The following is a 25,530-nucleotide window of genomic DNA, read 5'->3' on the forward strand; positions in this document are numbered from 1 at the left end:
CGCCGCTTCGCGCGCCGCCCTGATCGGAGTTTTCGCGTTGACGGTGTGGGTGGCCGTCACGGCATCGCCTGCCATCTCCTCAACACGGTATTTCGGCACTTTTGTTCCTACGCGTCGGTAGCAACTCCGCTTGTTTGGGGGTCGCCCTCAAAGAGGAGAATAAGGTGGCAAGCTCGGGTCGCCCTGCCGCCGGGGGGGTGACCCGGCGGCTTGCACGTTCGACTAGGGTCGCTTCACCTGTGACCGCCTTACGGCGTTGCCGCAGGAGTCTGCTTGGCAGCCATCTCGTCGATCTTCTCGGCAAGCACGCCGTTGGCCCATTCGGTGACCTCGGCGTCGACCGGCTTGTTGGCCATATCGGCGAGCGCGTCATCCAGCGACGGGACGGCGGCAGCAGCATCGGCCGCCGCTATATTGGCGGCATCGAGAGCCGCCTGCGCTGCGTCAATCTGCTCCTGGGTCGGGACTTGGTCGGCCGGGGTATTCGGGTCGTTCAACTTGGCGTTCAACGCGTCGACTTCGGCTTGGGCGGCATCTACCGCGGCTTGGGCACCCTTGGCGGCCGCCGACGCTGTCACATAAGCCTGAATGCCGGCGAATTTCTTGCTCTTGGAGTTCATATAAGCGTTGATGTTGCGCTGCAGCGAGTTCAGCCGGCCAAGCTTGGCGTGAATGTTCTTGTCCTTAGGCGTCGCGGNGCGTTGATGTTGCGCTGCAGCGAGTTCAGCCGGCCAAGCTTGGCGTGAATGTTCTTGTCCTTAGGCGTCGCGGCGACCTCAATGTCGTCGACGGCGACCTGGTCTTCGCCCGAGGCCTTCTTTCCGGCGTGAGCCGATGCCGACTTGCTGTGCGAAGCGCTGTTGCCGGACTTCCCGCCGCTGTTGCCGGACTTGCCGCTATTGCCGTGACCACCGCCATTGCCGTGACCACCGCCATTGCCGTGACCACCACCATTGCCGTGACCACCACCGTTTCCACCCGCGCCAGCGAAAGCAGGAGCGGTCACTACNCTATTGCCGTGACCCCCGCCATTGCCGTGACCACCGCCATTGCCGTGACCACCACCGTTTCCACCCGCGCCAGCGAAAGCAGGAGCGGTCACTAGCGCAAGCGCGGCAAGCGCTGCCAACAGCGTTTTTCGGGATGTCATGGTACCTCCTCAGGCGAATAGCCACCTCGCCGATTCGTTATAGAGCGGCTTATAAGAGTTTCCTAATTCGACTGAATGAACTTTAGATAAATGCTTGTTGCAATGAGCGACTGACGACTGCGGAGCGCTTTGTAACCCTCTGAAATGTAGCAAAAAATCCGGAGTCGCAGACCGTATCGCCCTTTGCGCGACTGAAGTCCCATACCGATCGACTTGGTCGGGCGATGCACAACTGCGGAATGCTTGCGGCATTTCGGAGTATGGCGTCACCGTGTGGCTGTGACTGCGCATTGGTAGACAACTCNTAGACAACTCGCCGGGCGAAGACCCCAACTACCTCGAGCCCGGCGAGCCTTACACCTGATCAGAGTACGCGATCAGGACCGGGGATCAGCCGGCGAAAGATGTGGGTGCAATATGGGCGCCAAACTATTCGTCCCAAATTGGGACCATGCTGCGGCCGGCAAGCTGCGCTTAGGTCTCATAAAAGACTTAGGCGCTGGCATCGGAAATGGCGATCGCTGGTTAGATCGCTCCTTCCTCCGTTTGTATGATTCGTTGGCATTGGCAGTCGTGCGCATATTGTTTGCCGGACGGCGCTGAGTCTCACCGGTCGAGCCCAGCGGCCCGCCCGCCGCAAAGTGTCCCCCCGCTACAAAGGCTGCTGGGCCGTCCTAGCGCCGATCTGCTCCGGCAATGGCCGCGTGAATGCCCGCTCGACTCCAGCAACAGCTTCATCCTTGGTTGCGACGGTTCCGCGCGCGCCGCCGTCATCGAGCGTATCTTACTCGCCTAACCCGGATCGTGCCGCGTCCGCTTTCCGGGACGCACGGATCTATGCTCAACAGCTAATGTCAGGCGCGTACCTGAATTGGTCCTCGAGCCGAGATAGCGCGTTAGTCGATACACGACATTGCGATGTCCAGGAATCGACCGTTTCGCGAACAGCGATGACTACTCGGAGCTGCTATCTCGTTTGCGCCACGAACTGTCCCCTGCCCTCAATGCTTCCAACGTCTCATTTGGGGCCGTATCCGGACGGTCTGCTTCTAGGAAGCGCTCGTCGGTAAGCTGCCGTTCGAGTTCACGGTCATCGAGCGAAGTTTGCCTTGTCAACTGACGAATACGCTGCTTTGACGACCAAGTTTAGCGGGCGCTCTTACCGGCCGGCCCCTTGGCGGCTGGAACAGGGCCGGTAGCGGATCGGCAGCTTGCGGAGCCACGCAGCCGAAGAGCGGTCATTCCATGACGTTGCTTACAGCTCCAGGAGGAGTGTCACCCCTCCTGGAATAACAACCTGCCATTCGTCAACGCCTCCTTCCAACCTGGGGAGAACCGCCGGAAATCAGGCTGTCAGATGCACACCGTCGCGTGGAGTCATTCATCGCGCCAGTATGGGTGGGAACAGCTGAATTGGCGCGAGCCAACCAGACGGCGTTTGGTCTCCGATATCGGTCCTCGGACGGGCAGATCATTCGCGGTCATGTTGGGTACGACGCTGTAACCCTGATCGACAAGCTGCAGTTTCAGCTCCGCGAGGTGGCGCCTGAATCCATTTTCGATGTAGCTGCGCGGATACCGCCATCCGTTCCTGCATGCTCGCACGAGAATGTCGGAATACAGTTCAGAGCTGGCAGCTTGCAGCGCTTCTTCGGAAGTCAGTTTGCTGTTGGTTTGGGTACCTTCGGACAAGCATGGCCCCACCGACACCAAAAGCACCAGCATTACGGTCAAGACAGACAACTTTGTCATGGAGCCCTCCGTGTTCTGGATCGACCAGGCCTGCCAAGCAACCTGCCCTGCCGATCTGCAGAGACTAGGATGCTGACCCGTCGCATGGAATCGTGCAAATGCAGTGTTTTCGATATCGCATCTGTAGTATTTTCATCCTGATGTAAGGCCATCGGGTTCTGGCCACAGGTCGGCAGCAAGGAAAATGGAACGATGCTTCGCGCCGTAGGCAATCCTCTCGCCGGCTTATCGGATCGGGAGTTGATGGTCGCGGCAAAGTTTGCGGAGGGCATGACTTATCGCGAAATCGGCGAAACACTTTTCATAGCGCCTACCACCGTTCGGACCCATCTTTCGGCCATTTATCGGAAGCTCGATGTTCGCAGTAAAGTGGCGCTTGCTGGGTTACTTGCCGATCACCGCCAGCAGGACCGCAGCCATGCACCACCCGGAAGTCTTTCGACCGACGAGCCGGGTCCGCCGGTCCTCGCAGTTCTCCCGTTCGACAATTTAAGCGGAGAAGAACGCTGGACTCGTATCGCTGATGGTTTGTCGGCGGACCTCATAGTTGATCTCTCTCGCTACCGGGACCTTGCGGTGATCGCCCGCCAAACAATGCTTTCCTACAAGGGACGGCGTGTTGACGTGCGAGCTCTCGGACGAGAGTTGAATGCCGACTATGTGATCGAGGGAAGTTTTCAAGTGGACGGGCAGCGGGTGCGCATCCGCGTCCAACTCGTCGACGCCCACACAGGGGTCGATGTCTGGACGATGCGTTACGATCGTTCCGCGAACAACCTGTTTGCGATGCTGGACAGCGTGACCGAAAACGTCATCAATGTCCTTGCAACTTGCCACGGTCAGCTCGCCAATCTGCGACGCGATGCGGCTCGTCGGAAGGCTCCAGCAAGTTTGCAGGCCTATGACTGCTATCTGCTTGGGCTTGAGCAGAAGCACCTTTTCACCCGTGAGTCGAACAAGGAGGCGATACGGCTACTGGCGCGTGCGATCGAACTCGACCCGGGTCTAGCAAGAGCTTGGACGGCGCTGGCACTTGCGCATGCTGTGGAAGCTATCAACGGGTTTACCGACAACCTTTCCGGCTCGATCGAGAGCTGGAGCCAATGTGTCAAGCAAGCGCTGGCGCTTGATCCGGCCGACATTTACGCCCGCATAATGCTTGCCGATCTTCGGGCATTGCAGGGCGATGTCGAAGCTGCTGTCGAAGAACATGACCGAGTGTTGGTGGCTGCTCCAAATGACGCGGACTCACTTGCCTTTCTTGCGGGTAGCCTTGCTCTTGTTGGCAGCGACCCGAAGCGTGGCTACGAACTGGCCAAGCGAGCGGTCCGGCTAAATCCTTATGTTCCCTGGTATTATGGAATGCTCGCTCGATGCAGCTACGTTCTAGGCTTTTACCGTGAATCACTGGTCGCGCTACGTCAATCTGCGCCAGATTCGCCCGCCACCCTTCTGTTTGTGGCAATGGCTCATGCGATGCTCAATGAAACTCCTCAGGTCGCCAGGATCAATTCGCGACTGAAGGACGAGTTCCCGAATTTCACGGCTGAGGTGTTCATCAGAACCTATCCGGTTACCAATCCTGTCGCCATTGCTGCAATCAGAGAAGGCGCCCGTCGTGCGGGTTTGGCCTAGCTTCTTCACTCTGGTCACCTCAGAGGCGCATTGCTCCTGGGCAGCATTGGGGCCGCAAGCGGACCGTCAGCTTCGCGGTGAAAATCCTCAGAAAGCGGGCCAGCATGTAGTCGTCGCGGCTGAAAGAGGGGCGTGACGCGCAAGGAATAGGTCCTGGTTTCACCTGATCACCTACGCAGGCAGTTTGACGATCATTGAGCGGCGAGAACGCGGCCCGAGGCAGGAGCTTTGAGCCGATTTTACGATCGACCTTCAGGCTTGTCGAGCCGTCTCGAGGTTACTGCCGAAAAACCGAGCCTCCATGCCGGCGCCCTGGGGAGGCAAGACAGCCAGCAACTGGACGGCTCGTGGATTTAGCACCGTTCAACCCAGAGCGTTTTGTCGAGATGCAGGCGTATCCGCTGGCCTTCCGCGAAGGACAGCGCAAAGGATTCCAGGCCCAATGAGCGTGTAATTTCCTGGTCGGTCTCTATGATGCGGACGACCCATTCGCCACTGGCTCCGACTACTTCCACGCAACGCGTGGCCCTGCGAATTGGCACCACGTGCCCATCACATCCTCCCTACGAAACGCAATGGCAAGTCGATTTAAGACGGTCGTAGTCGGGAATTCAATAACAAATGCTTGCTCGGAATCGGACGAGCCATCCTGGAAGGGCAGTACGAAGGCGTTGAATGGCTAACTTGTCATGCCACCTCGGTCAGGCGAGCCCTCCGGGGAGCCTCCCGTGAGATAGCCTCTGCTTCAGGTCGTTGGCATTCAGGATGGCTGCCAGCTCTTCAGCATACTCCATGTCGGGAAGGTCGACAGAAGGGTGGCCCACTACAATAGCCGGCTGCCCGGTGAAAACGTCGAACACCGCCCACGTCCCATCCGGTTCCCGCCTTACCTCGTACCGCAGAGTTGCCATGAGGGGATCACATAGGTCGCCGTTAGGGTGGGAATATTTGGTCCACGGTGACGCGGGGCCGCCTGAAAGCACCGAGACACAGTCGGCGCTCAGTAACGCGCCCGCCCACCCGACATGTCGAATACCGCGCCGGTATTGAAGTTGCTGGCGTCCGAGCACAGCCAGGCCACCATGTGGGCAACTTCTTCGACCCGGCCGAGCCGGTTCATTGGACTATCGACGATCATTGTCTCGACAGCTGCGACCCCGAGGTTTCGGATCATGTCCGTATCGATTGGCCCAGGAGCGACGCAGTTCACGCGTATGTTTGTATTGGCGACCTCACGCCCAAGCGCCTTTGTGAAGACTACGATACCTGCGCTGGAGGCTGAATAGGCGGCAAGGTTGGCAAGACCTTCCTTGCCCGCCAAAGAGCCCATATTGACAATGCGGCCAACACCCCATTTTCGCATGTGGGGCAAAACCAACTGCGTCACTTGCATCGTGCCGATCAGATTGGTTTCGATGATGCTTCGCCAGTCTGCAGGTTCGTGTTGGTCAAACGGGTGAAGGGTTCCTAGATAACCGGCGTTGTTAACCAGAACGTCTATACGCTGGCCACGACCGACGATCATGTTGATCGCATGGGTTACCTGATCGCGGCTGGTAATATCGACCTTCGTAGACACCACACCCTTCAGTTCGATCTGATCTCGATCCCACACGTGCACTGCAGCACCCGACGCTACAAGGCGCTCTACGATTGCCTTGCCGATACTCTTTGCTCCGCCGGTTACGACGGCTGTCTTGCCAATGAGGTCATATGATACCGGCACAAAGCCCCCATTCATGCGTGTTCACACGGGCTAAGTTTAGCAGGATCGCATATTTTCGCCAGCGGCCAGACCGGTGTCACCAGGTCTTGGCAGCGCCGGAGCCAAGCTATGACCTGGTCGGCAGCGAGCTCCAGATCGTACACCGACGATGTTGTTCTTTGTCCCGCTCTCCTCCGGCGACACGCCATTGCCCAGTTTGAAAGAACCAAAGAGACAATCAGGACAGGCCGGCGATATTTCGATGAGGGGGGCTTTCGCCATTAGTTAGCGCAGGCTAATATGTGTTCTTCGCGGTCAGAGAGCCGCCTGCATGTTGGGCAGAGATGCTTTAGCACCTACTACAATCGTGCCAGCCGCGATGCCTATCCCCATTTGCCTTGGCGTCTCCCCCGACGGGCTCTGGCTAGAAGCATTCCAAACCGATCAGGACATCCGCGCGTATTGGAGGCGTGGTGCGCGCCGTTTTGCTGATCATCGAGCTTGTGGCAATTCACCTGCTGCCCTGACGTAGCAGCGCTGTCTTGATGGCGCTATCGCTGTAGCGGTCGGACGGCTCTAGTGCGCCTTCTCCGCCTCCATCGTTGAGCGTCAATTTCAGCTCGAGCGGGCTGGACGGGGGAAGCGCGGGCGCATGACCGTGGTGCCTACATTCGTCGTGACCAGGCGCCCACCTCATATCGGCCGACCACCACGCTTCCGCTTGCATANGCCTCGGCGCGAATTCGATCTTGCAGCGTTTCGGGACCGAGTTCTGAAGCTGCGATAACGCCCATCTGCTCCATGACCGGAGCCATGGTCGCTGCGAGATCGGAGATCAGATCAATGCCGCTCATACTGTCTGATCCACCTCCGGCGAGAGCACTTACCGCCATGCTAGGGGCCGGCAGCCCGGCTTTTACGAAGGTCGCATGGAGCTGCAGGCCCATGTTGGGGTTGGTCCCTACACGACGAAATGTCTCCACAATGCACCGAAAGCAGTTGTCGTACGTTGGGACGGAGGGAAACGAGGCAGCGCCAGTCCAGTCGACTTCGTGGAATACCATCACGCCGCCGGGACCAAGATGCCGCGCAACCCCTCTCAACATCTCGGCCGGATCGGGCGCGAACATTAGGACGTATCGGCCAACAACGGCGTCGAACGCTATATCGAAAGTGAAGGTGGCAGGATCACACTGGTGGAAGATTACATTCTCCAAACCACGTTGCGCGGCTCTCGCCCGAGCAGCGTCAAGAGCCTCCGCCGACCTGTCAGTGCCGATAACAAGACCTGTGGGTCCGACAATATCAGCCGCGAGAAAGGCGACATCGCCAGCGCCGCTCCCCACGTCAAGGACATGCATTCCCGCTCGAAGGCCAGCTCGCCGCAGGTAATCCCGCGTCATCGGGTCAACCAATGCCGCCTGCGTCGCCAGCCTTCTCAGTTCTCGTTCCGAATGTCCCAACTCGTATTCGTGCTGACGTTCGCTTGTCATACTGGCGTCCCCCGGATGAAAAAGCACAACAAATCAGGGCTTGAAGGCCTTGGCGCAATCCGAAGCCGAGCGGCTCATGCCTACTTTAGAGATGTCTAACATAAATATCTGCAAGGGTGCCGTCTAGGCGCACCTCAAACGAGAGAAGTCCTTCAGAGAGGGCGCGACGGCTTGGCCACCAGCACGGCAGACGACAAAAGCGCGTTGTCCAGCAGGGGCCTTCTGGCTTCTGGTCAGGCACGGATGGGCTCAACTCAATGTCACTCCGATTCGAGCGCGATTGTATCGCCCGCGCTCTGGAAAGAAGCTCAACATGGCGTGGAGCACGGGCGGCCTGTTGAACAGCGTAACAACTCAGCATAACGTCTTGAACACCGCAGCCGGGTGGCAAANCGTGGAGCACGGGCGGCCTGTTGAACAGCGTAACAACTCAGCATAACGTCTTGAACACCGCAGCCGGGTGGCAAATGCCTTCTGATCTCGCAAATGAATTTCTTTGCCTGGCAGACTTCGAACCTGCTGCACGTGATCGTTTGCCCCATGCCGTCTACGAGTTTGTCGCCGGCGCGGCTGGCGACGAAATTACGATGCGGGACAATGTAGTTGCCTTCAACCGGCTGCGGATCAGGCCGCGGGTTTTGCGGGACGTCTCGAATATCGACACAAGCATAACGCTCTTCGGTGAAAGGCTCTCTCATCCGATCTTTCTGGCGCCAACGGCATTCCAACGCATGTCACACCCCGAGGGCGAGGTGGCTGCCGCTCGCGGGGCGGGCGANTGATCTCGCAAATGAATTTCTTTGCCTGGCAGACTTCGAACCTGCTGCACGTGATCGTTTGCCCCATGCCGTCTATGAGTTTATCGTCGGCGCGGCTGGTGACGAAATTACGATGCGGGACAATGTAGGTGCGTTTGACCTGCTGCGGATCAGGCCGCGGGTTTTGCGGGACGTCTCGAAGATCGACACAAGCATTACGCTCTTCGGTGAAAGGCTCTCTCATCCGATCTTTCTGGCGCCAACGGCATTCCAACGCATGTCACACCCCGAGGGCGAGGTGGCTGCCGCTCGCGGGGCGGGCGAAGCCGGTGCGATATTCACTCTGGGGACCAGCGGAACAGCAACCATCGAGGAATGCGTGGCCACAAGCCCTGTGCCGATCTGGTTCCTGTTGTATTGGCAGAGCGATCGAGGTTTCAACCGTGACCTTGTCGCCCAAGTCGCTGCGGGCGGAGCGAAGGCGATCTGCGTAACGGTGGATATGCCAACACTCGGCGATCGGCGAAGGCAAATGCGAGCCGGCTTCAAAATTCCCGATGCGCTCGCCACTATACCCACTGGGTTGCGATCTCGAACCGCCGCCTTATCCGGTTCGATGAGGCAGGGTCACGTTCCGCTATAAGCGTCCGCTCATCTGGGGCTGTTCGCTCCTTTCGATCGAGAAAGACACATTCGTGACGGCACCCTGTTCTACCTGGCGATCGACAGCAAGCTTCGCGGCTGCGATCTGGTCAAGATCAGGACTCGAGATCTGGTCGCCGGGCAGGAAATCCGGACCGTGGGATCGTCGTACAGCTGAAGACAGGTCGTCCGGTCCAGTTCGAAATGACCTGCGACGTCCGAGCCAGTATTCTGGCTTGGCCCGAAAGGCGTAGAGGAACGGTCGAGGACTATGCGTTCGTAGCTGCGCCCCTCTGAGCCTTCGCGCGCTAGGCCTGTCACTGCGGTCCGGATCGCAGTAAAGGGATTTCTATGTTCACGAACCGCTTCGCGCGTTGTGCTCAGGAGTCCGTCGCCGCCCACGTAACTTGCGTTCCACTGCTGGCTCGTTCCGTTATTCTACGTTGGCTTGGGAACTCGGAACGGCGCCCGTCAAAGTTTCTTGACGAGTGAATCGAGATTGTCGCGGTCAACGAGACCCGAAGGCTGAGGCATGACGCAGCGACCTTCTACTCACGACACGACGCTGTCGTTTTGCTCTGGGCCCACAAAGTCAGTACGCTCGGACCCCGCGGGGGCAAGGGCCGCGCAGAAAAGCGTGAATTGTTCGACGGTTTGATAGCGAGACGGCGGCCGACGAACGACCGCCGGTCCTGGCTTCCGAGGCGTTGAAAGGGGGAGAAATCGTGGAAAAGACGGCGGAAACAGACGTTACTTCGTTGGTTTCAGGCTTCGAACAGCTCGCCGAGCGGTTCGTCTCCGGACTGTTCGCGCGGTTTGCCGCTTTAAGCGGCGCCTCCGTCGAACTTGAAAACCTGAAGGCCTCGCTTGCGGCCGAGGAAGGTCTCTCTTTGCCCTCATGTTCGAGATTGTGTTGCTTGTTGCGCTCGTCGCGGGCGTGTTCATCCTGCTCGCCCGGCCGTTCAAGAAGGCGGGCGCCAAGAGCAGTCCATGGCGCATATTCTTTGCGGGCTTGGCGGCTGCTGTGGTGGCACTGGTTATCGGTTTCATTGCTGCGCGGCTGCTGGCCGGTTCGGGCCTGCCTTTGCAAACCCTTCAGCTTTGGAACGTAGCGACCGTGCTCGGCCTTATCATCCTCGCCGCCGTCAGATCACTCTTAATGGCATCGCGGCGAACGGAGTTCGCGGAGCGCTCAGCTCATTTGACGGCGCTCGTGCGCGATCTGTCGTTTACTATTGGCTTTGCGCTCATCGGCGTCACGCTGCTCGGGACGTTGCGGCTCTGGAGCGTCGGACCGGCCTCGGGGGACCTGTTGCGAACCGGTTTGGGAATTTGCATGGGCAGTATGGCGGCACCGACGCACAATGGCGGCCGCCGTCGCCGGGCCGCGTGCCAGAAGCCGATGGGGCACCCGTCTCGCCAAAATGTGGCCGGCAATCGTGATCGCGTTCCTGATAATCACCTTTTTCAGCACTCAGGCCGCGCTGACCCTGGGAGCACCGCTTCGGGGTTCGGCCGTTCTGCTGACCGCGTTGATGTTTCTCGCTGTGACCCGCTCGTCCTTCACAGGAGAACTTCAGGGCGCATCAGATCGCATTTCGGCCGTTACGCGCGCCGATCTGCAGGTCATGCTTCGACGGGCCGCGCTTGTAATTAGAAACACCGACGGTGTCGACCTTGATCCGAGAGTGGAGGATTCACTGTCCGACATTGCGGTCGAGATAAAAATGTCGAAGTTAGACCTTATCAAAACCATCATCGGCGATTGGCTGAGCGCCAATGCCTACTTGCCCGTGCCTTTGTTGCTTGACGAGGACAGCGAAACCGACGGCATCGCCCAACAGGGTTCAGACGTCGAACAGGTCGGTCGGCCCTAGGCCGATCCTGTCGATGATGTCGGGCGCGGTTGCGCGGGTTACCGACCTTGGTGTCGATCGGCCACATCGTCATCCGTCGGACGGGAACGCTTCATCAGGTCGCGGGGATCTTGCTCCGGCCCAATCCAGCGCATGTGGTCTCCGGCGCCAGAATGACCGGCATGCGGCAATTGATGGTCGCCATCAATTCCTTCGGCTCGCAGGCAAACGCACGGATCAGCTCACCGGTCGCCTTGTCTGCATACTTTTCCCAGATGCCGGCCGTGGCGAAAGCTCGCCCGATTTCATGGCGATTGCGTAGGGCTGCTTTTTCTTGCCCGACGCGTCGAGCCTGTGCCATTCGAATGCGGCAGCGGCTTGCACCGCGGCTGAGGCTGGCGGCACAATTTATGATCCGCGAGGCGGCCTCAATTAGCTGGTTGCCAAGTCGAAATCTCTTGCATTTCCCCGAGTCAACCGCTCGGCGCTACCTTCGTATCATGCACCGGCCGTATCTAACGCCGCTACGGCTCGAAGAATGTGTGCGCGAACGAATTCTTTGATCGCCGCCGCCAGCCTGCAGGAATTTTGTTCGAGCCGAATGCCTCTTGGCCAAATCTTATGAACGGGCGCTCTACATAGCGTTCAGAGAGTTGTGACAACGGGATCGTTATCGCCGTTACAACAGTTCCAAAAAATACGCCGAAGACGGCGTAGTTTGTCGCGATCCAGTCCCAGCCAAAGGTCGTGACGAAAAGAGGCAAAAGCGCCGACAACACCACCGGATGGATCAGATAAATTCCAAAGCTGATGCGGCCTAGGCTCGTCATTATCGGGTTGTCGAAGGCCCGGTTGCTTTCACCTCCACGGAAAAGAATCGAGACCGCTAAGAATGAAAGCGCCACCTCAGCTATCAGAGCCTTGATATCTGCGACCGGGAATGCGAACCGGATACAAATCATCGCAAACAACGCCACGAGCACGACCCAACCCGGGAGCTTTCTCGCATCGTCGCTGATTGTCATCGGAACGAGCATTCCCAGTGCAAAAGATGGAAGGGATACGTTCATCAGATCCGGTGCAAAAGGCGCACCGAGAAACAGACAGCTGGTAGCCCAAAAAAGAAACAGGACCGACGCGATGTTACCAAACACCGAACGTCCGAACGCGGTCAACAAGATGAAAGGCACCATCAGCATTTCGGTTTGTAGGGTCCATGTTGCGCCATTGACATCGTTGTTAATGAGCAAGCTGTTTCCGACGAGCTGCCGAATGGTGAACGGGCCGGGCGAATGGCTTGGCGGATACACCCAACTCAGCAGCCCGAACCCGACGATCATGACGATAAGGGCGGGGTATATCCGAAGTATCCGCCGCGCCGTGAAGCTTACAGCAGTCCAAAAACTGAAAGTCGTTTCTCGCTGAAGCGACCCCATGAGAACGGCTCCGCTAAGGACGAAAAAGAGATTCACCGCCATCCCACCGGCAAATACAGAAAGCAAGGCTCTGCCCGCCATGTCCCCCGCAGACAATGCGCTCAAAGGTACGTTCAAGACGCGGGGAACGAGATGCGGGTCGGCGACATGGATACAATGATGGAATACAACGCAGACCGCCGCGACACCGCGCAGGCTGTCTAGCTGAAGATTGCGATTTGACATGCAGAACGGTCCTTTGGACGGCTCTCGCGAGTACGCTAGCCGTCTTGAGCTCTAAGGAGACTGGCAGGTGTTCCAACGTACACACCAGATGCCACGATGTGGTCGACTACGGTCGCTCCAGCCCCGATCATCACGTCATCGCAGATTTCGATTTTGTCGATAATCGTGGCGCCGGCCCCCACGAATACGTTGGAACCGAGGTGTGTACGGCCGGCGACCGTTGCATTGACGGAGATGTGACAGAAGTCTCCTACCCGGCACTCGTGTTCGACAATTGCCCCGGTATTTATAATCACGCCGCGGCCGACTACAGCTGCTGGCCCTACGTGAGCATGATGACCTACTAGCGTCCCGGCGCCCAGCTCAGCCAGGACGCCGATTGTGGCATTTGGAGATATCAGTTTCGCGATTGGTGCACTTTGTTGATTGTATATTGCCTTTCGGCCGAGGTTGTCTCCCATAGCAGGAAAGATGCTCCATCCAGGGGCCAACCTCACAGGCAAAGCTGTGATCGCCGGAAAGCCGGCGAAGGTCTCGTCCGGTCGGGCTTGCACATCCACAAAAATAAGATTCTTCACTCCGGCTGCCAAGGCTACATCGGCTACGCTACGGGCATGACCACCAAAACCTAGAACGTAGATACCCGTTTCTAATGTCACTTTGCAGCCACGATCTCTCTGGCAGCCAGCCCGTCAAGGATCTCCAGATGCTCTTCGACCACATTCGCCCATGACCGCTCTGCCAGCACATCTTCATAGAATTTCCGTTGTTGTTGGTAGAGCAGCGCGCGGTTTTGAATGGCCCATTCTAATTTTTCGCCCAAGGCCTTCCAGTCATATGGATCGAAAAGAGTCGCTTCGCGGAGTGCCGGGTCCTTTATTATTTCGCGGGTCACATCAATATCGGCCAAAATCGCCGGAGTACCGACCGACAGCGCTTCTGTGAAGGTGAAAGGCATCCCGCCCTCAGAAAGGCTGGGACTCACCGCCACATCCGCGAGCTTATAGCAGGCGGCCAATTCCGGTTCGGTCAGTCCGTGAACGCACAACACATCCGAGCGCAAGTTGTGTTGGTCCAAGAAAATCCTGACGCTCTCGTAGTGGCTGAAGCCAGTCAAAATCAATTTGTGACCTATACGTCTCTTTCGGAGAAGCCACTCATAGGCGCGAAGCAGTGTGATCACGTTCTTAGATGGGCGAAATTGACTGGCATAGAAAAGGAATTTCACCTGCGGGTTGCTAAAAGTACTGGCATACCGCTCATTGCTGGCCTTCCGGACAGCGCCGAGCAGCAACATCTCAGCGTAAGCGCGCGCGGTTGCTTCGTTGTCGACAAAACCGGTGACCGAGATGGGACGACTTAGGTCGTTCGGGGCATGGGGTATCGTCCGGATTGCATCGGGATCAACGCCGAATTTTTCAACGAGGATCCCCTGTTTGATATGATCACTGTAAGTGACGAAATTCTTATTCCGGCGAATTGTGCTGGCCACCGTCTGGTATGCGTGCTGCATGGGAACGCCGCCAAGTCTCGCAAAGCCTACGGGGAATTCGGCGAGAACGACGTCAGGGACGCAGGTCAGCACAGGCGCCTTCAAATCCGATACCCTTGGCCAGAAGGCGGCTGGGGTGTACCAGGCGCTAATATCACTCTGTCTGTTCCCACTTTGGATCATCAGAGCGGTTTCCCGTTCCAGCATAACTTCGTAGAGTCTGAAACGGACGGTTGAGGGCGACACCAAGCTAAGCGAAGTAATGCTTTGCCATAGTACTCCAGCAGTATGCTTCAACCAGTGACGGGCTAGGGTCCGGCTCCTCCTTACGAGCCGTGTCCCGAGAACGATGGCGGCTAGGGGAACCGACAAGGACACGCAATACAAGGCGAAGGCCGTCAGGGTCGTAAGGCTTCTCGTACTTGCAATACGACCCTTCAGCCATTCGGCATGGGCAAACGCCACAGGATAAACTCTATCCCGGATCGCCTGAAAGCGCTTGCGGCGCTTCTTCGTCTCTCTGCGACGCTGGAAAAGTTGATAAACCCGATACAACAGCGGGGTCTCATCAGGGCCGACAAAACTGAAAGCCTGGGTGGGGATATCGGCTTCCTTGCATAGCTTCACAAGCGCTTCTCGAGACCAGCTCGGGCAAAGAATCGCGAAATGAGCATCACCCCGGGCCGTGGCCGCCTTGAGAAACGAGGACAAATACCGCCCTAGCCCCTCTGTCCGAAGGTCAATAGTCGGGGCGTATGCGATGAAAATGCCGTACTTTTTCATACGAGTTCGCGTACAACGCGCCAGTAGCTAGATGCTAGGTGTTCCACACCTTGCTCTTCGAGATGTTTCTCGGTTGCCAAAGAGTGCCTTCGCTCCGCCAGATTGATTTCCATTTCGTGCAACTGAACAGCCATGTCTTCAGAATCTTCCTGATCCATAAAAGATAGGCCGAGCTGAAATTGACCCTCCATCTCACGCATAGCAGGATAGTCGCTCGAGAGAGACGGAACGCCGTAGTGTGCGGCCTCAATGACACAAAACGTACCGTTGTCCAATTCTGTTGGGTGCCAAAGGAATGCGGCCGCAGCGAGCTCCCTTCGGTAAACTTCGTCTGACAGCTCGCCCAGAAATCTCACTTTCTGCCGAAGCGCACGGCTACCGGCAACGACCCGGTTGAGGCCTTCAAGGTGTGGCAACTGGCTCTTAAGGATTTCGCTTGAGCCGAAACCCGTCACGTGACAGTTCAGTTTGCCTTGGTAGGTCTCGTAGTAGAGCTGCAACGCCGCCAGAGCTCTACGGTGGTTCTTGTGTGCCGCCAGATTGGTTGTCCAGATGAAGTGCGTAACTTCGTCATCCTTGTTTCGCTGCCGCGTAGCCTTGCCCTTTCCGGGCACCAGCATTGGCACTTTGGTGACACGGCGGGGATCGATGCCCGCATATTGGAGAGCGTCCTGCCGAGTAAAATCTGTCGTGACCAGAACGTGTTTGGCCAACCGGTTAGCCAGCAAAATCTGCTCATCAAGATCAGAGACTCGATAGTGGCGCTGTAAATAGTCGAAGACAACCAGCATCACAGGTCGCATAGGCAATATCGGCAATGACAGCCGATCCGAAATCACTACCCACAAGTCGCAGTCGCCAAGTTGCACTATGCCATCGTCGACCACCAGATACTTCTCATAGACCGGATTCCAGTCAGAGTGGCCGTCGAACATCATTGCCGTCTTTGCTTCGGCCCTGTCCAAGACCCTCCAGTTGAAGGTCCTGGTGGTCACAGACGGAGGCAAATCAGACCAATCCTTTGCGGCATACCCGGAAGGTTGATCAAGATGGAGCAACACGACTTCCGCAGATTCCCCGGCTTGCTCGGAACCGCGCGAAACCGCCTCTGCGAGGAGCTTGGCGGCACGCAACGTTCCGCCGCGATAAACGATAGGTAATATAACCGCGATCCGCTTCTTTCGTGTCCGTACAGCGATTTGCGAAGCGCTGGAAACCTGCAACCGCTCAACGACGTGGGTTAGGTTTCTCCGCCATATGTCCTCGAGTTTCTCCGGCCGCATAGGGTCTAGCAGCACGTGCTGACTTGTCCGGATCTCCTCAATCAGGCGATCGTCTCCCTGGAGCATCCTCTGGATCTTGGACCTTGCCTCAGCTGCTGTGCGCGCCCGGCCAGGGAGGCCAACGCCTCCTAGCTTGTCGAGCATGCCGCCGGCCATAAAAACCAATGGCATGCCAGCTCGCACCGCCTCAAATGGATGATAGTGAATATGACGTGGCTCGCGGGAGTGATAATACATCACCCGCATTTCCCGCATGTTGCGTTCGTGCTCCTCCTTGGAGACAAAGCCGAGGACATTTGGATCGGCGACAGTTATGGGTTGGCTCCCACCGATCGAACAGGGCAAACCGGCAAAATCACGACTGAATTCTTCGAAGATCCCTCGATAGTAGGAATTGAAACCGATGTCCGGGCAGACGAAAAAGACGCGACGATCCCTGCCCGTCCAACCATTCATTACCTCCGTCGCGGGTAGACCGAGCGGCAGGTAGACGGCTCGCCTTTGAATCAGCTCGCCTTCCACCTCGCGTAAGTCCTCATAGGCTTCGCCGAACCAAAAACGATCTCCCATTTTCTCGATGGTTTTGAGGCCATTCGTAAAGTGCTTGCGAATGTTCGAGTAGCTATTCGTTCGCTCGAGCCCATAGGCCCGCCATATTGCAGCCCCCTGAAAATGGTCGGATATGCTACCCAGCGCTTCCGCGGTGTGAACAATGAAAAAGAGTAGCGAAAAATGGCGGTTGGCCACCGCCCATGCGTCGCGTCCGGGATCCCCATACCAATCTGCCGCATTCAAGACTGCAAGATCCGCGGGGGGAATCGTCAGGTTTTTATCTTCTGAGAAGTCTATCGACGCGCTGCGGAAACTGGGATCGACCGGATGGATTTTCGGAAGAAAAATTTCATTGAAACCGCAAGCTTTGAGCATTGGAATTTCGAATCGGCGAGCCGAACTGTGGTTCAACAGCCACATGACCCGCGGCATTCCCGTTGCGCCTAGCGTCGCTCCAGAAACCGGATGGGCTTTTGGGGAGATATTAGTATCGATCAATTCCGGAGCACCTTGCGACACCGCTTTTCGAACAGCCTGCAGCCGAAGTCATAGAGCAAAAAATCGTTTGAATTTAAAGCGCGAAGTCGGGCCTGTGCTGCGGCAGAGAGGTGCACCTCGATTTCCCTTGACCTGTTTTCACGGGTAGTAGCGACAGCGTAAGGCAGGGAGTTCGTAAAGGTAGCCCGAAACAGCCTGATAGAGTCATCAAAACGTTCGACAATTCCGCAAAAATGGAAGACGCCTTCAAGATTGCGTTTTGCGCTATCTAGCATACCGGGCTTGTCAGGAGCGTCAGCCAAATACCTGGTCTGCACGTCCCTTATGTGTCCCTCGATGTACGGATTTGGGGACATGATAAACTCTTCGAGCGTCGCATTCTGCGAGAAACGGAGCGCTTCGATCTGATCGGGCTCCATGACGTTCAACCAGGCTTCCGTAAGATTGCTGGGGTTCGACCACGACTTCCATTGTGAAATCACCCTTGCCAGCGGGTGCCGTAGGAAGGTGACCAATGTGAATCTCCGGCCGGTTTCCTTTAGCAGGAAATAATCATAGTGTCCCCAGTAGAGCTGATACGAGCTTCGTCCATCTCTGGTCACTGCCATATCACCCATAAACGGCGGCGCTACTTTGGACTGATCACCAATATTCTCGATTAAATATTCGACGAACGCCGTTCCAGCCGTCTTGGGGATGTGTACGAAGGCGATGGGATATTTCAGATTCCGCAAGTCGTCTGGCGCAGGAGTTCGTAGAATGCCAAAGAGAGCTTTCATTTTGAGAAATTCTCTTCATAGAATCTAATCGCCTGTTCGATTGGTGCATCCAACACGATGTGCCCGTCGGCAAAAACAAGCCCCCGCTGGCACAATTGGCGCACTGTAGCTAGGTCGTGGCTGGCGAGGATCATGATTTCCGACTGCTCGACCAGGCTCATGATCCGGGCTCGAGCCTTTCCCATGAAACGAGCATCGCCCGCTCCGACGACTTCGTCCAGAAGAAGAATGTCGCCACCGACAGACGTTGAGATCGCGAAGGCCAAGCGGACTTGCATGCCGACGGAATAGGTCTTGAGCGGGTAATCGATGAACTCACCAAGGTCGGCGAAATCGACGATCTCGGCTTCCATTGATCGCATCGTCTTCGGCGCAAGCCCAAGCAGCAAACCCCGATAAAGAATATTCTCGCGTCCGGTAGCATCAGGTTCGAAGCCAAGACTCAAATCGAGCATTGATCTGACTGTGCCGCTAACTTCTCTGCAGCCTGACGAAATCGGATAGAGGCCGGCAACCATCTTTAGGAACGAGCTCTTCCCGGCGCCATTGTGGCCAAGCAAGCCGATCCGCTCCCCTTGGTCCACGCTTAAAGAAATGTCTCTGAGTGCATGGATATCGTTCAGGTCGCGCTTGCTCCGGCCTTGGCTGACCCAAGCGGTAATCAAGGACTTCAGAGACCGCTCACGGAAGGCCACCGATGCGTAGTGCAAATTGACGTTCTTGAGGCGAATGGCGTTTGTCATAGGTAGAAGATCACCCGCTTCTCAGACCGGCGCCCAACTAAGATGGCGATAGTCCCGAGAACAACTACCGTTCCCCCAGACCAGCCATAGTTCTCCATGCTCGGCCACTGTCCGTGCAAGAGCGGAGCCCGCGCGATCTGCAATAAGTGATATATCGGATTGAAGTCGACGAGCGCGTGTAGACCCCCGGTTCGAAACGTCGACGGCTCAAAGTAGATTGGAGACACAAACCACATCGCTTGCATGATCAGGCCCAGGGCGTGAGGCAAATCGCGGAAGCGCGCTGCGATGTAGGCTGTAATCGTTGCCCCTGCCCAGGCGACGAGGCCAAGTATCGGAAATGCGGAAAGGGCGGCAAGCCAGCACCAGCCAAAATCGTGGGGCATAACAATAAGCACCCATCCAACCAACGCTAGGCTTGCCGTCGCGAGAACGATCAAGCCCGACAAAGCGTTGCGCAGTGTATAGATCGCAAGGGGGTGCCGTGTTTGCTTGATGTAGGCGTCAGCCTGCACGAAAGCTAGTGACCCTCCGATCACCGAGCCGACCACGTACTCCCACATGATCATCCCTGACAGGATGTAAGGAGCATATTCCGTAATTCGCATGCCGAAAATTCGGCTAAAAACCAGAGACAGCAGCAAAGTTAAGCCGAGAGGCTGGAGTATGGACCAAAACAGACCGAAGAAGGAGCGCCGCCACCGCGAACGCAAATCCGACATCGACAAGTGCCACCAGAAATAGCGGGCGGCCCAGATACCTCTAAGGTAATTCACGATTCATCCCTCAGCAGCCCGCGCCCGCACCGAATCCTGGAGGAGATTATCTCCAAAACGAGCGTATCGCAGCGCAAATCCTATTGACCTGACCCTGGCTCAAACCGGGGTAGCTTGGTAGGTTGATGCCACGAGCACTTAGGCTCGCAGCAACGGGGAATTCTCCTTCAGCTCGACAATGGGGCATCGTGTGGGTCTGCGGAAAGAATGGTCGAGTTTCTATCCCGTGTTCCGCCAAATGAGCTCTAAGAGGATTGCGGTCTTGAGGAAGATCGACAATCACTGAACACATCCAATAGGAGTGGGTTGCGTTTCCCACAGGCTCGTGGGTGCATAAAGGCAGGCCGGTCAATCCCATGCGATAGGCATGCGCCACTCCAGCCTTCAGAGTGAGGATCTCGGGGGCCATCTCGAGTTGTGCCAATCCAATTGCCGCCTGGATATTCGTCATCCGGTAATTGTAAGCTAATGTGTCGTGCCAGTACTCGCGAGTCGGTGACAGGCCTTGGTTCTTGAGTCTGCGGCATCGATCCATAATCGCTGGATCGCGCGCCACCACCATTCCTCCCTCGCCAGTTGTAATCGTCTTGTTGCCAAAAAAGCTGAATGTCGCTGCGTCTCCGAACGTTCCGACATGTAGCCCATTCCATTTGGATCCGAATGCTTCTGCGCAGTCCTCAATCAGTAGAAAGTTATATTTGCGGCAAATGGCTACGAGCGAAGTCATGTCGCAAGGATGGCCATAAAGATGAACAGCCATTATCGCTTTTGTCCGGGGAGTTACGGCTAGCTCGACGGCTTCGGGGTCCATCTGCAGAGTGTCTTCAATCGAATCCACGAAGATCGGCTTTGCGCCGGTCTGCAGAATGGTGTTCACCGTTGCGATGTATGTCAAAGTCGGAACTATTACTTCGTCGCCTGGCCCAATTCCCAACGCATCCAACGCTAGATGAATCGCAACGGTCCCGTTGGCGACGCTTGTGGCTCCGGTCGCTCCGATAAATTCCGCGAATCCCATTTCGAACTTGGAAACGAATTCGCCGCGGGATGAAATCCAACCCGCATCCAGGCAGTCGTTGACGTACCTGGATACGTTCCCGGCCAAATAGGGCTGATAAATGGGGGTACGTTCTATTTCAGCTTGGCTGAATACACCCGGTAAAATTGCGCTTTTCATCAAATAACTTCCGTGGATCCGATTCTCATCCTAGCGACACGTCAGCCGGTACTCAACGAGTTGATAGAGAAACTGCCTAATTTTTGCGCATGCGCTGCGTTATCCGAGAGACCGTCCATGCCGGACGAGCGTGGATGGCCTTAGCGATAGGACACCGGAGCGTTACTCCGGCGCCGCGATGCAATCTTGGAAGCGGCGTTCTCAACCGGACGCGGATCTGGCCGATTACCAGCATATGAAACGCCCGCCACCGTGAGGCAGCGTGCAAATCATTTTCGACCGGAAAAATTATAGGCCTTGGCTTACCTCTATGAGGCCTGGTTAGTCATAATCGGCGTCGTCTGCTTACGCTCGTCGTGTGCTTCGCGCTCGTCGTCGCCTTCCCTGTGGTCGGTGCCGACGACTTCGCCCTGACCCGGATCTTGAACCGTATCTGGCGGGCGGGGGGCGAAGCGCGCCGGCATTAACATCAACACCGTCACTGCCATGGAGAAGAAAGGCGCCGAGGGTTTGACGAGCGGGCTCGATAAGGTGCGCGCTGTAATGGCCGTTCTTGAGGAAGCTGGTGTTGAGTTTCTGAACCATGGAAATCCGGGAGTCAGGATGAGTAAGCCGTGATCAAGAACACGCCGCGAGAGCACATGTCGGCCTCGCCGGCAAGCCATCTTCACCGAGCATTGCACCGGCCACAATATCGCGCCTTGCTGCCTATGCGGCGAGCCGACCACCGCCGGGATGACCGCTGGATTATCGAACACAAGCGCGCCCTCGCCTTGTTAGGCCCGGACTTGAACACCAACTGTGCCCCGGCACATTTCAGGTGTGGCGAGGTCAAGACCCACACCCAGGACTTGCCGAGGATCAGGAAGGCCAAGCGCCAGCAGGCCCGACATGAATGCACAAAAAAGCCGGCGCGAGGGTTTCAGGCCTCGGGCGGCGTTTCGTTCGATTGGCCTCAGGCGCTTTGTTGCGAACTTCAGAGACTTGGCCCCTTCGACGGCCCCGTCCCGTTCCATTGAATAAAGGCCACTTCCTTGCTGGTGATTTCCCGCGCAGCTTTCAACAGCACCTCATGCAGGACGCGCGTCTGCCGGCAATGGTCGCAATGCGGGGATAAAAACGGCTTGATGATGCTCAAGTGCGGCGCTTCCGCTGCCGCCAAAAAGCGCTCGATTTCAGCCTGCGACAATTGCTGCGAACCCTTCGACCTTGCCATGGCCTACCCTCGAAATCTCTCTGTGTGCCAGACGACCTTGCCATCGATCTTCGTTGGCTTGTGGACCATTAGGCGCTTAGGCAGGTGTTCGGGGTGAACCTCGAGAAGCGTGATTTTGATCTGCGGCTTGCAGCGGTTGCAGTCGAACTTCAGCTTCAACGGATCGACACCGCCACCATAGACCATCATCAGGTCGGCCGATCGGCAGTAGCGGACGTTGCCGCAGCTGCATTCGGCTTTCACAAGCATGTTGTGCCGGGTCGCCTTGCCCAGCGTATCGATCGGATCGTGCGCCATAGCGGCAAAATGAGGAACATATTCCTGTCCAGTCAAGAGGGATTGACTCTCGTGTTCCTATTTTGTTCACTGCTGGCAAATTGGAGACACCTCATGAAACCGATGATTGCGACTGAATCCGAACAGCCCGAAATCTAAAGGCAGATGCGCAGCCTCTCACCTCATCGCTGAATTAACCGCCATATGGTGCCTGGCGAACTATCCCGATGACCTTGATCGTGCATTGTCTTTGGCAGAGGCCATACGCCATCAGGCCGACATCTATCTCCGTGAGAGCAAGAACGCCGGCGGCGCGCGTCACTGATATGGTTACGCGCAGCCGCAGCATCCCGGCCCCGTCAGTCATCGACCAGAAATGGCCACACCAGGTGGCGCTGCCTGATGACCTCTGCACCCGTCGGAACCGGACCACAATCCACGACTACTGTCAGGAACGTGGAATGACTTTCCAAATCAGGCACGTGCAAGCGGTTTGGCCAAACGGCAAATACGAGGAATATCGACTGCACTGCTTCGCGGATCCGGCCGAAGCAAAGGCGTTCCTCGATCATTTTCAAGGTGAGCCCTTTGACGCGAAGCGGGACCGCGAAAAGGGCAAGATACGCGGCGTCTGGCGCCGCAGCGACGAGTATAGGAGAATTCTCGACCTTGGCCCGCTCAGCGTGCCTGAACTCCTGCGCAACTGAGGCAGAGCGATGTGCGGACGTTACACCAAATATCTGTCGTGGTCGGAAATCCACCGGCTCTACCGCCTGACTGCGCCGGCCGAGACCGGACGCAACGACGAACCGCGCTACAACATCGCGCCTACGCAGGATGTGCCGTTCGTCACCGCTGGCGAAGATGGCAATCATAAGCTCCGCGAAGGGCGCTGGTGGCTGGTTCCTTTCTGGGCGAAGGAGATGCCGAAGGCGGCGATGTTCAATGCGAGAATAGAGGGCATCGATACAGCGCCCGCCTTCCGCGACGCCTTCAAGTCCAAGCGCTGCCTGATCCCCGCCGATGGCTTCTACGAGTGGACGATATCGCCAGCCGACGGCAAGAAAGACCCTTGGCACATCTACCAGCCAGGCCACGCGCCTTTCTCGTTCGCCGGCCTTTGGGCTTACAATTCCAATCTCGACATAACCAGCTGCACCATCATCACCGGGCCTGCCGGAGACCCGATGAAGCAGTTGCATGATCGACAGCCGATCATCCTCGACCAGGCGTACTATGACGCCTGGCTGGACCCGGCGACACCCAAGGACATTCTCAGCCACGACATCGACGGTCGGCTGCAGTTCAATCGCGTTGGGCGTGAGGTGAACACGAGCGCCGTCAACAAGCTGCCAAACGACCATCCCGGCCTGGTCGGGCCGATCAACCCGTTATGAGCGACGAACCGAGCCGACTTGCCGAGGGGATGACGGCGATTCCGCGCGATCGACGAAGCGTCGACAATCATGGTTGCGAGCACCCGGGCTGCGGTGAGGATGGAGGCTTCGGCTTTGCCCGGCCGCGACAGCCATCGCACTGGTTCTGCCTGAAGCATCGCGCCGAAGGCGAGCGATTTCTTTAGGAGGTTTAAATGTCGGACAACGTTCTGCCCACTCAGGCCAAGCCGAAGCTGATTGTGGTCGTTGCATTTGATCGAGGCGAGGACGGCGAGCTATTCACCGCTTACGGCCCGACTGATCAGCAAAGCGAGGAGCGTGCGGTCCGCACGGCCAAGGCTCTGTCATCGAGCCATGTTGGTGTCATAGCCTGGAGCCGTGATGCAGACTCGGCGCTCGGCGACTATGGGCCGCCCACGACGCTGTTCGTCAGCGGCGACGTCCCGGACATGGAATGAGAAAGGCGCCGGCTGCCTTGACGAATGAGTCAATCGCCGCTCTTGCAACGCCGCATCATCTAAGAGCGTTTCGAAGACGCTTTCGACCTCACCGTTGATGTTGTCGGCGGGATGCCGGCCTTCTCGTCGCTGGTGGCGATCGGATCGCCCCTCGCCACAGTGGGCAGCTGCTTGGCCACCCACTTGTCGAGAAACTTCATGCCGCGTGTGCTCATTTATTAGCAACCTCTCATCTTGACGCCGCAGCCGGCCGCTCCAGAGTCTTGCACATGGCTCGGGGCAATATCAAAGTTGGCGACGAGGTCGCCGTCACGGCGGTTGTGCGCGGTCGCGTGACACCCGATCGCATCAGCGTGACGATCCCGTCCTATAACTTCCCGCATTCGGTTGTCGATTCGAGTTCGAAGGCCGTGATCGGCCAGAATATGGAGATCACCGGCACTGTCACGCGCGTCGATGGCGACAAGGTGACCATCAGCCTCCGGCCGCTCGTGACTGTCGACGCCGAGCATGTGCGGCTGGTTGAGAGCTATGTGGCGCCGAAGCGCAAGAAGCCGCTGCGCGACATGGTCGACTAGCGCCAGTGAACTGGGCGAACTATTTGCGCGCAAAACGCATAGGCGGCAGGCTTTTTGTCTGTCCGGGGAACAGGCCTCAGGTGGGTGAGTTGGCTGGTTGCAGCGTGTCCCGCTGCCAACCGATGTCGACGGTTGAGGCCCGCGCTGCGCTTTACAGGCTGGCGCGGGCCGCCCGTGCCCCGTGAGGTCCATCGAACCTTAGCGATCCACTTGGTTCGGGTCGCCCCGTTTAGGTCGTATATTTGCCTTCTCAGGCCATTCGCAGCCGGCGAAGTCTTTGGGCAACGTAGTGCGGACCTGGCCCCGCGAGCGGTCGTCCGGTCGTCAGCGTCACGGCCTTGTCAACGCTGCTCAATCAGCAACGTCCGGCTCCGCTTGCGGATGGATCGATTTAGCTCCTATTTGAGCTTCGTTTGTCAACGACATAATCGCCGGCAAACACGACGCAAACCGGGCTTTAGCAAACATTTGTAACGGGGCACAAGCTGGCCTGATGAACGAGGTGGAAGCCTTGCCGCCTCGCAAGCATTGACCAGATGCAATTGCGCGTGATGAAAAACCCCGTCCCCTAATAACAGAGGCCGACACTCGGCGCCCTGATGGGGCACGAAGGCGGGCGAATGGCCCAACTTCTCATGCCACCTCAGTCAGGCGAACCCTCCGGGGGGAACCTTCCGTGAGATAGCCTCTGCTTCAGGTCGTCGGCATTCAGGATGGCTGCCAGCTCTTCGGCATACTCCATGTCGGGAAGGTCGACAGATGGGTGGCCCGCTACGATAGCCGGCAGCCCGGTGAACACGTCGAACACCGTCCACGTCCCATCCGGTTCCCGCCTGATGTCGTACCGCAGAGTTGCCATGAGGGCATCAT

At 57.4% G+C, this 25,530-nt stretch carries 26 protein-coding genes; 8 read left to right on the top strand and 18 right to left on the bottom strand.

All coding sequences use genetic code 11. The features are described from left to right. Nucleotides 1-248: 248 nt before the first annotated feature. Entirely contained in the window at nt 249-620 is a 372-nt protein-coding gene (locus X757_RS1000000169260) for a hypothetical protein (protein WP_023728043.1), read from the bottom strand. A 1,907-nt stretch (nt 621-2,527) separates the two neighbouring features. Further along, on the bottom strand, nt 2,528-2,902 hold the full coding sequence (locus tag X757_RS136325; RefSeq protein ID WP_156933508.1) for a hypothetical protein: 375 nt from the start codon (nt 2,900-2,902) through the stop codon (nt 2,528-2,530). A 192-nt stretch (nt 2,903-3,094) separates the two neighbouring features. Here X757_RS136325 and X757_RS136320 point away from each other — a divergent pair, with 192 nt between their 5' ends. Continuing rightward, nucleotides 3,095-4,537 carry a LuxR C-terminal-related transcriptional regulator gene (locus tag X757_RS136320; protein WP_023728046.1) on the top strand — a complete coding sequence of 481 codons (1,443 nt, stop codon included), beginning with the start codon at nt 3,095-3,097 and terminating at the stop codon, nt 4,535-4,537. Between the two features lie 701 nt (nt 4,538-5,238). On the opposite strand, the gene X757_RS136315 is transcribed toward X757_RS136320, so the two are convergent. From X757_RS136315 to X757_RS136305, 3 genes are all read right to left on the bottom strand, one after another. Then, nucleotides 5,239-5,448: a hypothetical protein gene (locus tag X757_RS136315; RefSeq protein WP_023728048.1), complete on the bottom strand. Its 210-nt coding sequence runs from the start codon at nt 5,446-5,448 to the stop codon at nt 5,239-5,241. 89 nt (nt 5,449-5,537) lie between these two features. Beyond that, nucleotides 5,538-6,278 carry an SDR family NAD(P)-dependent oxidoreductase gene (locus X757_RS136310; protein WP_023728049.1) on the bottom strand — a complete coding sequence of 247 codons (741 nt, stop codon included), beginning with the start codon at nt 6,276-6,278 and terminating at the stop codon, nt 5,538-5,540. Nucleotides 6,279-6,907: 629 nt separating this feature from the next. Next, a complete protein-coding gene (locus X757_RS136305; RefSeq protein ID WP_023740360.1) occupies nt 6,908-7,735 on the bottom strand; it encodes a class I SAM-dependent methyltransferase in 828 nt (275 codons plus the stop codon). A gap of 443 nt (nt 7,736-8,178) precedes the next feature. On the opposite strand from X757_RS136305, the gene X757_RS1000000167425 reads away from it, so the two are divergent. The 3 genes from X757_RS1000000167425 to X757_RS1000000169605 all read left to right on the top strand — a co-directional run bounded on the left by X757_RS1000000167425 (nt 8,179) and on the right by X757_RS1000000169605 (nt 11,012). Next, nucleotides 8,179-8,517 (top strand): alpha-hydroxy-acid oxidizing protein, encoded by a 339-nt coding sequence (locus X757_RS1000000167425; protein WP_245275134.1) that lies wholly within the window; start codon nt 8,179-8,181, stop codon nt 8,515-8,517. A 55-nt stretch (nt 8,518-8,572) separates the two neighbouring features. Beyond that, nucleotides 8,573-9,136: an alpha-hydroxy acid oxidase gene (locus X757_RS136300; RefSeq protein ID WP_023728052.1), complete on the top strand. Its 564-nt coding sequence runs from the start codon at nt 8,573-8,575 to the stop codon at nt 9,134-9,136. Between the two features lie 1,363 nt (nt 9,137-10,499). Beyond that, a complete protein-coding gene (locus tag X757_RS1000000169605; protein WP_023728053.1) occupies nt 10,500-11,012 on the top strand; it encodes a hypothetical protein in 513 nt (170 codons plus the stop codon). Nucleotides 11,013-11,515: 503 nt separating this feature from the next. On the opposite strand, the gene X757_RS136295 is transcribed toward X757_RS1000000169605, so the two are convergent. The 11 genes from X757_RS136295 to X757_RS136245 all read right to left on the bottom strand — a co-directional run bounded on the left by X757_RS136295 (nt 11,516) and on the right by X757_RS136245 (nt 22,284). After that, the gene (locus X757_RS136295) at nt 11,516-12,652 is read right to left on the bottom strand and encodes an acyltransferase (protein WP_023728055.1); all 1,137 of its coding nucleotides are present in this window, start codon (nt 12,650-12,652) and stop codon (nt 11,516-11,518) included. A gap of 35 nt (nt 12,653-12,687) precedes the next feature. After that, nucleotides 12,688-13,311 carry a NeuD/PglB/VioB family sugar acetyltransferase gene (locus X757_RS136290; protein ID WP_023728056.1) on the bottom strand — a complete coding sequence of 208 codons (624 nt, stop codon included), beginning with the start codon at nt 13,309-13,311 and terminating at the stop codon, nt 12,688-12,690. Continuing rightward, on the bottom strand, nt 13,308-14,927 hold the full coding sequence (locus X757_RS136285; RefSeq protein WP_023728057.1) for a glycosyltransferase: 1,620 nt from the start codon (nt 14,925-14,927) through the stop codon (nt 13,308-13,310). Before X757_RS136285 ends, X757_RS136290 begins: the two co-directional genes overlap by 4 nt. Continuing rightward, complete coding sequence (locus X757_RS136280; protein ID WP_245275135.1) at nt 14,924-17,260, bottom strand: glycosyltransferase; 2,337 nt, start codon at nt 17,258-17,260, stop codon at nt 14,924-14,926. The genes X757_RS136285 and X757_RS136280 overlap by 4 nt, the downstream gene beginning before the upstream one ends. After that, on the bottom strand, nt 17,257-18,039 hold the full coding sequence (locus X757_RS136275; protein WP_023728059.1) for a sulfotransferase family 2 domain-containing protein: 783 nt from the start codon (nt 18,037-18,039) through the stop codon (nt 17,257-17,259). The genes X757_RS136280 and X757_RS136275 overlap by 4 nt, the downstream gene beginning before the upstream one ends. Beyond that, the gene (locus tag X757_RS136270) at nt 18,036-18,782 is read right to left on the bottom strand and encodes an ABC transporter ATP-binding protein (protein ID WP_023728060.1); all 747 of its coding nucleotides are present in this window, start codon (nt 18,780-18,782) and stop codon (nt 18,036-18,038) included. Before X757_RS136270 ends, X757_RS136275 begins: the two co-directional genes overlap by 4 nt. Continuing rightward, a complete protein-coding gene (locus X757_RS136265; RefSeq protein ID WP_031251739.1) occupies nt 18,779-19,561 on the bottom strand; it encodes an ABC transporter permease in 783 nt (260 codons plus the stop codon). Before X757_RS136265 ends, X757_RS136270 begins: the two co-directional genes overlap by 4 nt. 43 nt (nt 19,562-19,604) lie before the next feature. Further along, nucleotides 19,605-20,735: a DegT/DnrJ/EryC1/StrS aminotransferase family protein gene (locus tag X757_RS136260; RefSeq protein ID WP_023728062.1), complete on the bottom strand. Its 1,131-nt coding sequence runs from the start codon at nt 20,733-20,735 to the stop codon at nt 19,605-19,607. Nucleotides 20,736-21,043: 308 nt separating this feature from the next. Further along, nucleotides 21,044-21,493, bottom strand: a complete 450-nt coding sequence (locus X757_RS1000000168355) for a hypothetical protein (protein WP_156933509.1) — start codon at nt 21,491-21,493, stop codon at nt 21,044-21,046. A gap of 218 nt (nt 21,494-21,711) precedes the next feature. Further along, on the bottom strand, nt 21,712-21,951 hold the full coding sequence (locus X757_RS136250; RefSeq protein ID WP_023728065.1) for a hypothetical protein: 240 nt from the start codon (nt 21,949-21,951) through the stop codon (nt 21,712-21,714). Nucleotides 21,952-21,954: 3 nt separating this feature from the next. Continuing rightward, complete coding sequence (locus X757_RS136245) at nt 21,955-22,284, bottom strand: hypothetical protein (protein ID WP_245275137.1); 330 nt, start codon at nt 22,282-22,284, stop codon at nt 21,955-21,957. A 170-nt stretch (nt 22,285-22,454) separates the two neighbouring features. Here X757_RS136245 and X757_RS1000000168360 point away from each other — a divergent pair, with 170 nt between their 5' ends. From X757_RS1000000168360 to X757_RS136230, 3 genes are all read left to right on the top strand, one after another. After that, nucleotides 22,455-22,934: a hypothetical protein gene (locus X757_RS1000000168360; protein WP_156933510.1), complete on the top strand. Its 480-nt coding sequence runs from the start codon at nt 22,455-22,457 to the stop codon at nt 22,932-22,934. Between the two features lie 9 nt (nt 22,935-22,943). Next, nucleotides 22,944-23,624, top strand: a complete 681-nt coding sequence (locus tag X757_RS136235; protein ID WP_023728069.1) for an SOS response-associated peptidase — start codon at nt 22,944-22,946, stop codon at nt 23,622-23,624. Nucleotides 23,625-23,818: 194 nt separating this feature from the next. Beyond that, a complete protein-coding gene (locus X757_RS136230; protein ID WP_023728070.1) occupies nt 23,819-24,082 on the top strand; it encodes a hypothetical protein in 264 nt (87 codons plus the stop codon). A 59-nt stretch (nt 24,083-24,141) separates the two neighbouring features. Here X757_RS136230 and X757_RS1000000167435 read toward each other — a convergent pair whose 3' ends face one another. Continuing rightward, nucleotides 24,142-24,297: a DUF768 domain-containing protein gene (locus X757_RS1000000167435; RefSeq protein ID WP_023728071.1), complete on the bottom strand. Its 156-nt coding sequence runs from the start codon at nt 24,295-24,297 to the stop codon at nt 24,142-24,144. A 54-nt stretch (nt 24,298-24,351) separates the two neighbouring features. On the opposite strand from X757_RS1000000167435, the gene X757_RS136225 reads away from it, so the two are divergent. Continuing rightward, entirely contained in the window at nt 24,352-24,660 is a 309-nt protein-coding gene (locus tag X757_RS136225; RefSeq protein ID WP_023728072.1) for a hypothetical protein, read from the top strand. 643 nt (nt 24,661-25,303) lie between these two features. Here X757_RS136225 and X757_RS136220 read toward each other — a convergent pair. After that, nucleotides 25,304-25,519, bottom strand: a complete 216-nt coding sequence (locus tag X757_RS136220) for a hypothetical protein (RefSeq protein ID WP_031197500.1) — start codon at nt 25,517-25,519, stop codon at nt 25,304-25,306. Nucleotides 25,520-25,530: the final 11 nt, after the last annotated feature.

This window comes from Mesorhizobium sp. LSHC412B00, from assembly GCF_000503035.1.
Taxonomy (GTDB): Bacteria; Pseudomonadota; Alphaproteobacteria; order Rhizobiales; family Rhizobiaceae; genus Mesorhizobium.

What these genes read in the sequence shown, in the direction of transcription:
- X757_RS136275 (WP_023728059.1), bottom strand. Translation starts at nt 18,039, where the DNA reads ATGAAAGCTCTCTTTGGCATTCTACGAACTCCTGCGCCAGACGACTTG.
- X757_RS136250 (WP_023728065.1), bottom strand. Translation starts at nt 21,951, where the DNA reads ATGGCAAGGTCGAAGGGTTCGCAGCAATTGTCGCAGGCTGAAATCGAG.
- X757_RS1000000169605 (WP_023728053.1), top strand. Translation starts at nt 10,500, where the DNA reads ATGGCGGCCGCCGTCGCCGGGCCGCGTGCCAGAAGCCGATGGGGCACC.
- X757_RS136285 (WP_023728057.1), bottom strand. Translation starts at nt 14,927, where the DNA reads ATGAAAAAGTACGGCATTTTCATCGCATACGCCCCGACTATTGACCTT.
- X757_RS136315 (WP_023728048.1), bottom strand. Translation starts at nt 5,448, where the DNA reads ATGGCAACTCTGCGGTACGAGGTAAGGCGGGAACCGGATGGGACGTGG.
- X757_RS136260 (WP_023728062.1), bottom strand. Translation starts at nt 20,735, where the DNA reads ATGAAAAGCGCAATTTTACCGGGTGTATTCAGCCAAGCTGAAATAGAA.
- X757_RS136320 (WP_023728046.1), top strand. Translation starts at nt 3,095, where the DNA reads ATGCTTCGCGCCGTAGGCAATCCTCTCGCCGGCTTATCGGATCGGGAG.
- X757_RS136325 (WP_156933508.1), bottom strand. Translation starts at nt 2,902, where the DNA reads ATGACAAAGTTGTCTGTCTTGACCGTAATGCTGGTGCTTTTGGTGTCG.
- X757_RS136270 (WP_023728060.1), bottom strand. Translation starts at nt 18,782, where the DNA reads ATGACAAACGCCATTCGCCTCAAGAACGTCAATTTGCACTACGCATCG.
- X757_RS136235 (WP_023728069.1), top strand. Translation starts at nt 22,944, where the DNA reads ATGTGCGGACGTTACACCAAATATCTGTCGTGGTCGGAAATCCACCGG.
- X757_RS1000000169260 (WP_023728043.1), bottom strand. Translation starts at nt 620, where the DNA reads ATGAACTCCAAGAGCAAGAAATTCGCCGGCATTCAGGCTTATGTGACA.
- X757_RS136230 (WP_023728070.1), top strand. Translation starts at nt 23,819, where the DNA reads ATGTCGGACAACGTTCTGCCCACTCAGGCCAAGCCGAAGCTGATTGTG.
- X757_RS136295 (WP_023728055.1), bottom strand. Translation starts at nt 12,652, where the DNA reads ATGTCAAATCGCAATCTTCAGCTAGACAGCCTGCGCGGTGTCGCGGCG.
- X757_RS136310 (WP_023728049.1), bottom strand. Translation starts at nt 6,278, where the DNA reads ATGAATGGGGGCTTTGTGCCGGTATCATATGACCTCATTGGCAAGACA.
- X757_RS1000000168360 (WP_156933510.1), top strand. Translation starts at nt 22,455, where the DNA reads ATGACCTTGATCGTGCATTGTCTTTGGCAGAGGCCATACGCCATCAGG.
- X757_RS136225 (WP_023728072.1), top strand. Translation starts at nt 24,352, where the DNA reads ATGGCTCGGGGCAATATCAAAGTTGGCGACGAGGTCGCCGTCACGGCG.
- X757_RS1000000167435 (WP_023728071.1), bottom strand. Translation starts at nt 24,297, where the DNA reads ATGAGCACACGCGGCATGAAGTTTCTCGACAAGTGGGTGGCCAAGCAG.
- X757_RS136220 (WP_031197500.1), bottom strand. Translation starts at nt 25,519, where the DNA reads ATGGCAACTCTGCGGTACGACATCAGGCGGGAACCGGATGGGACGTGG.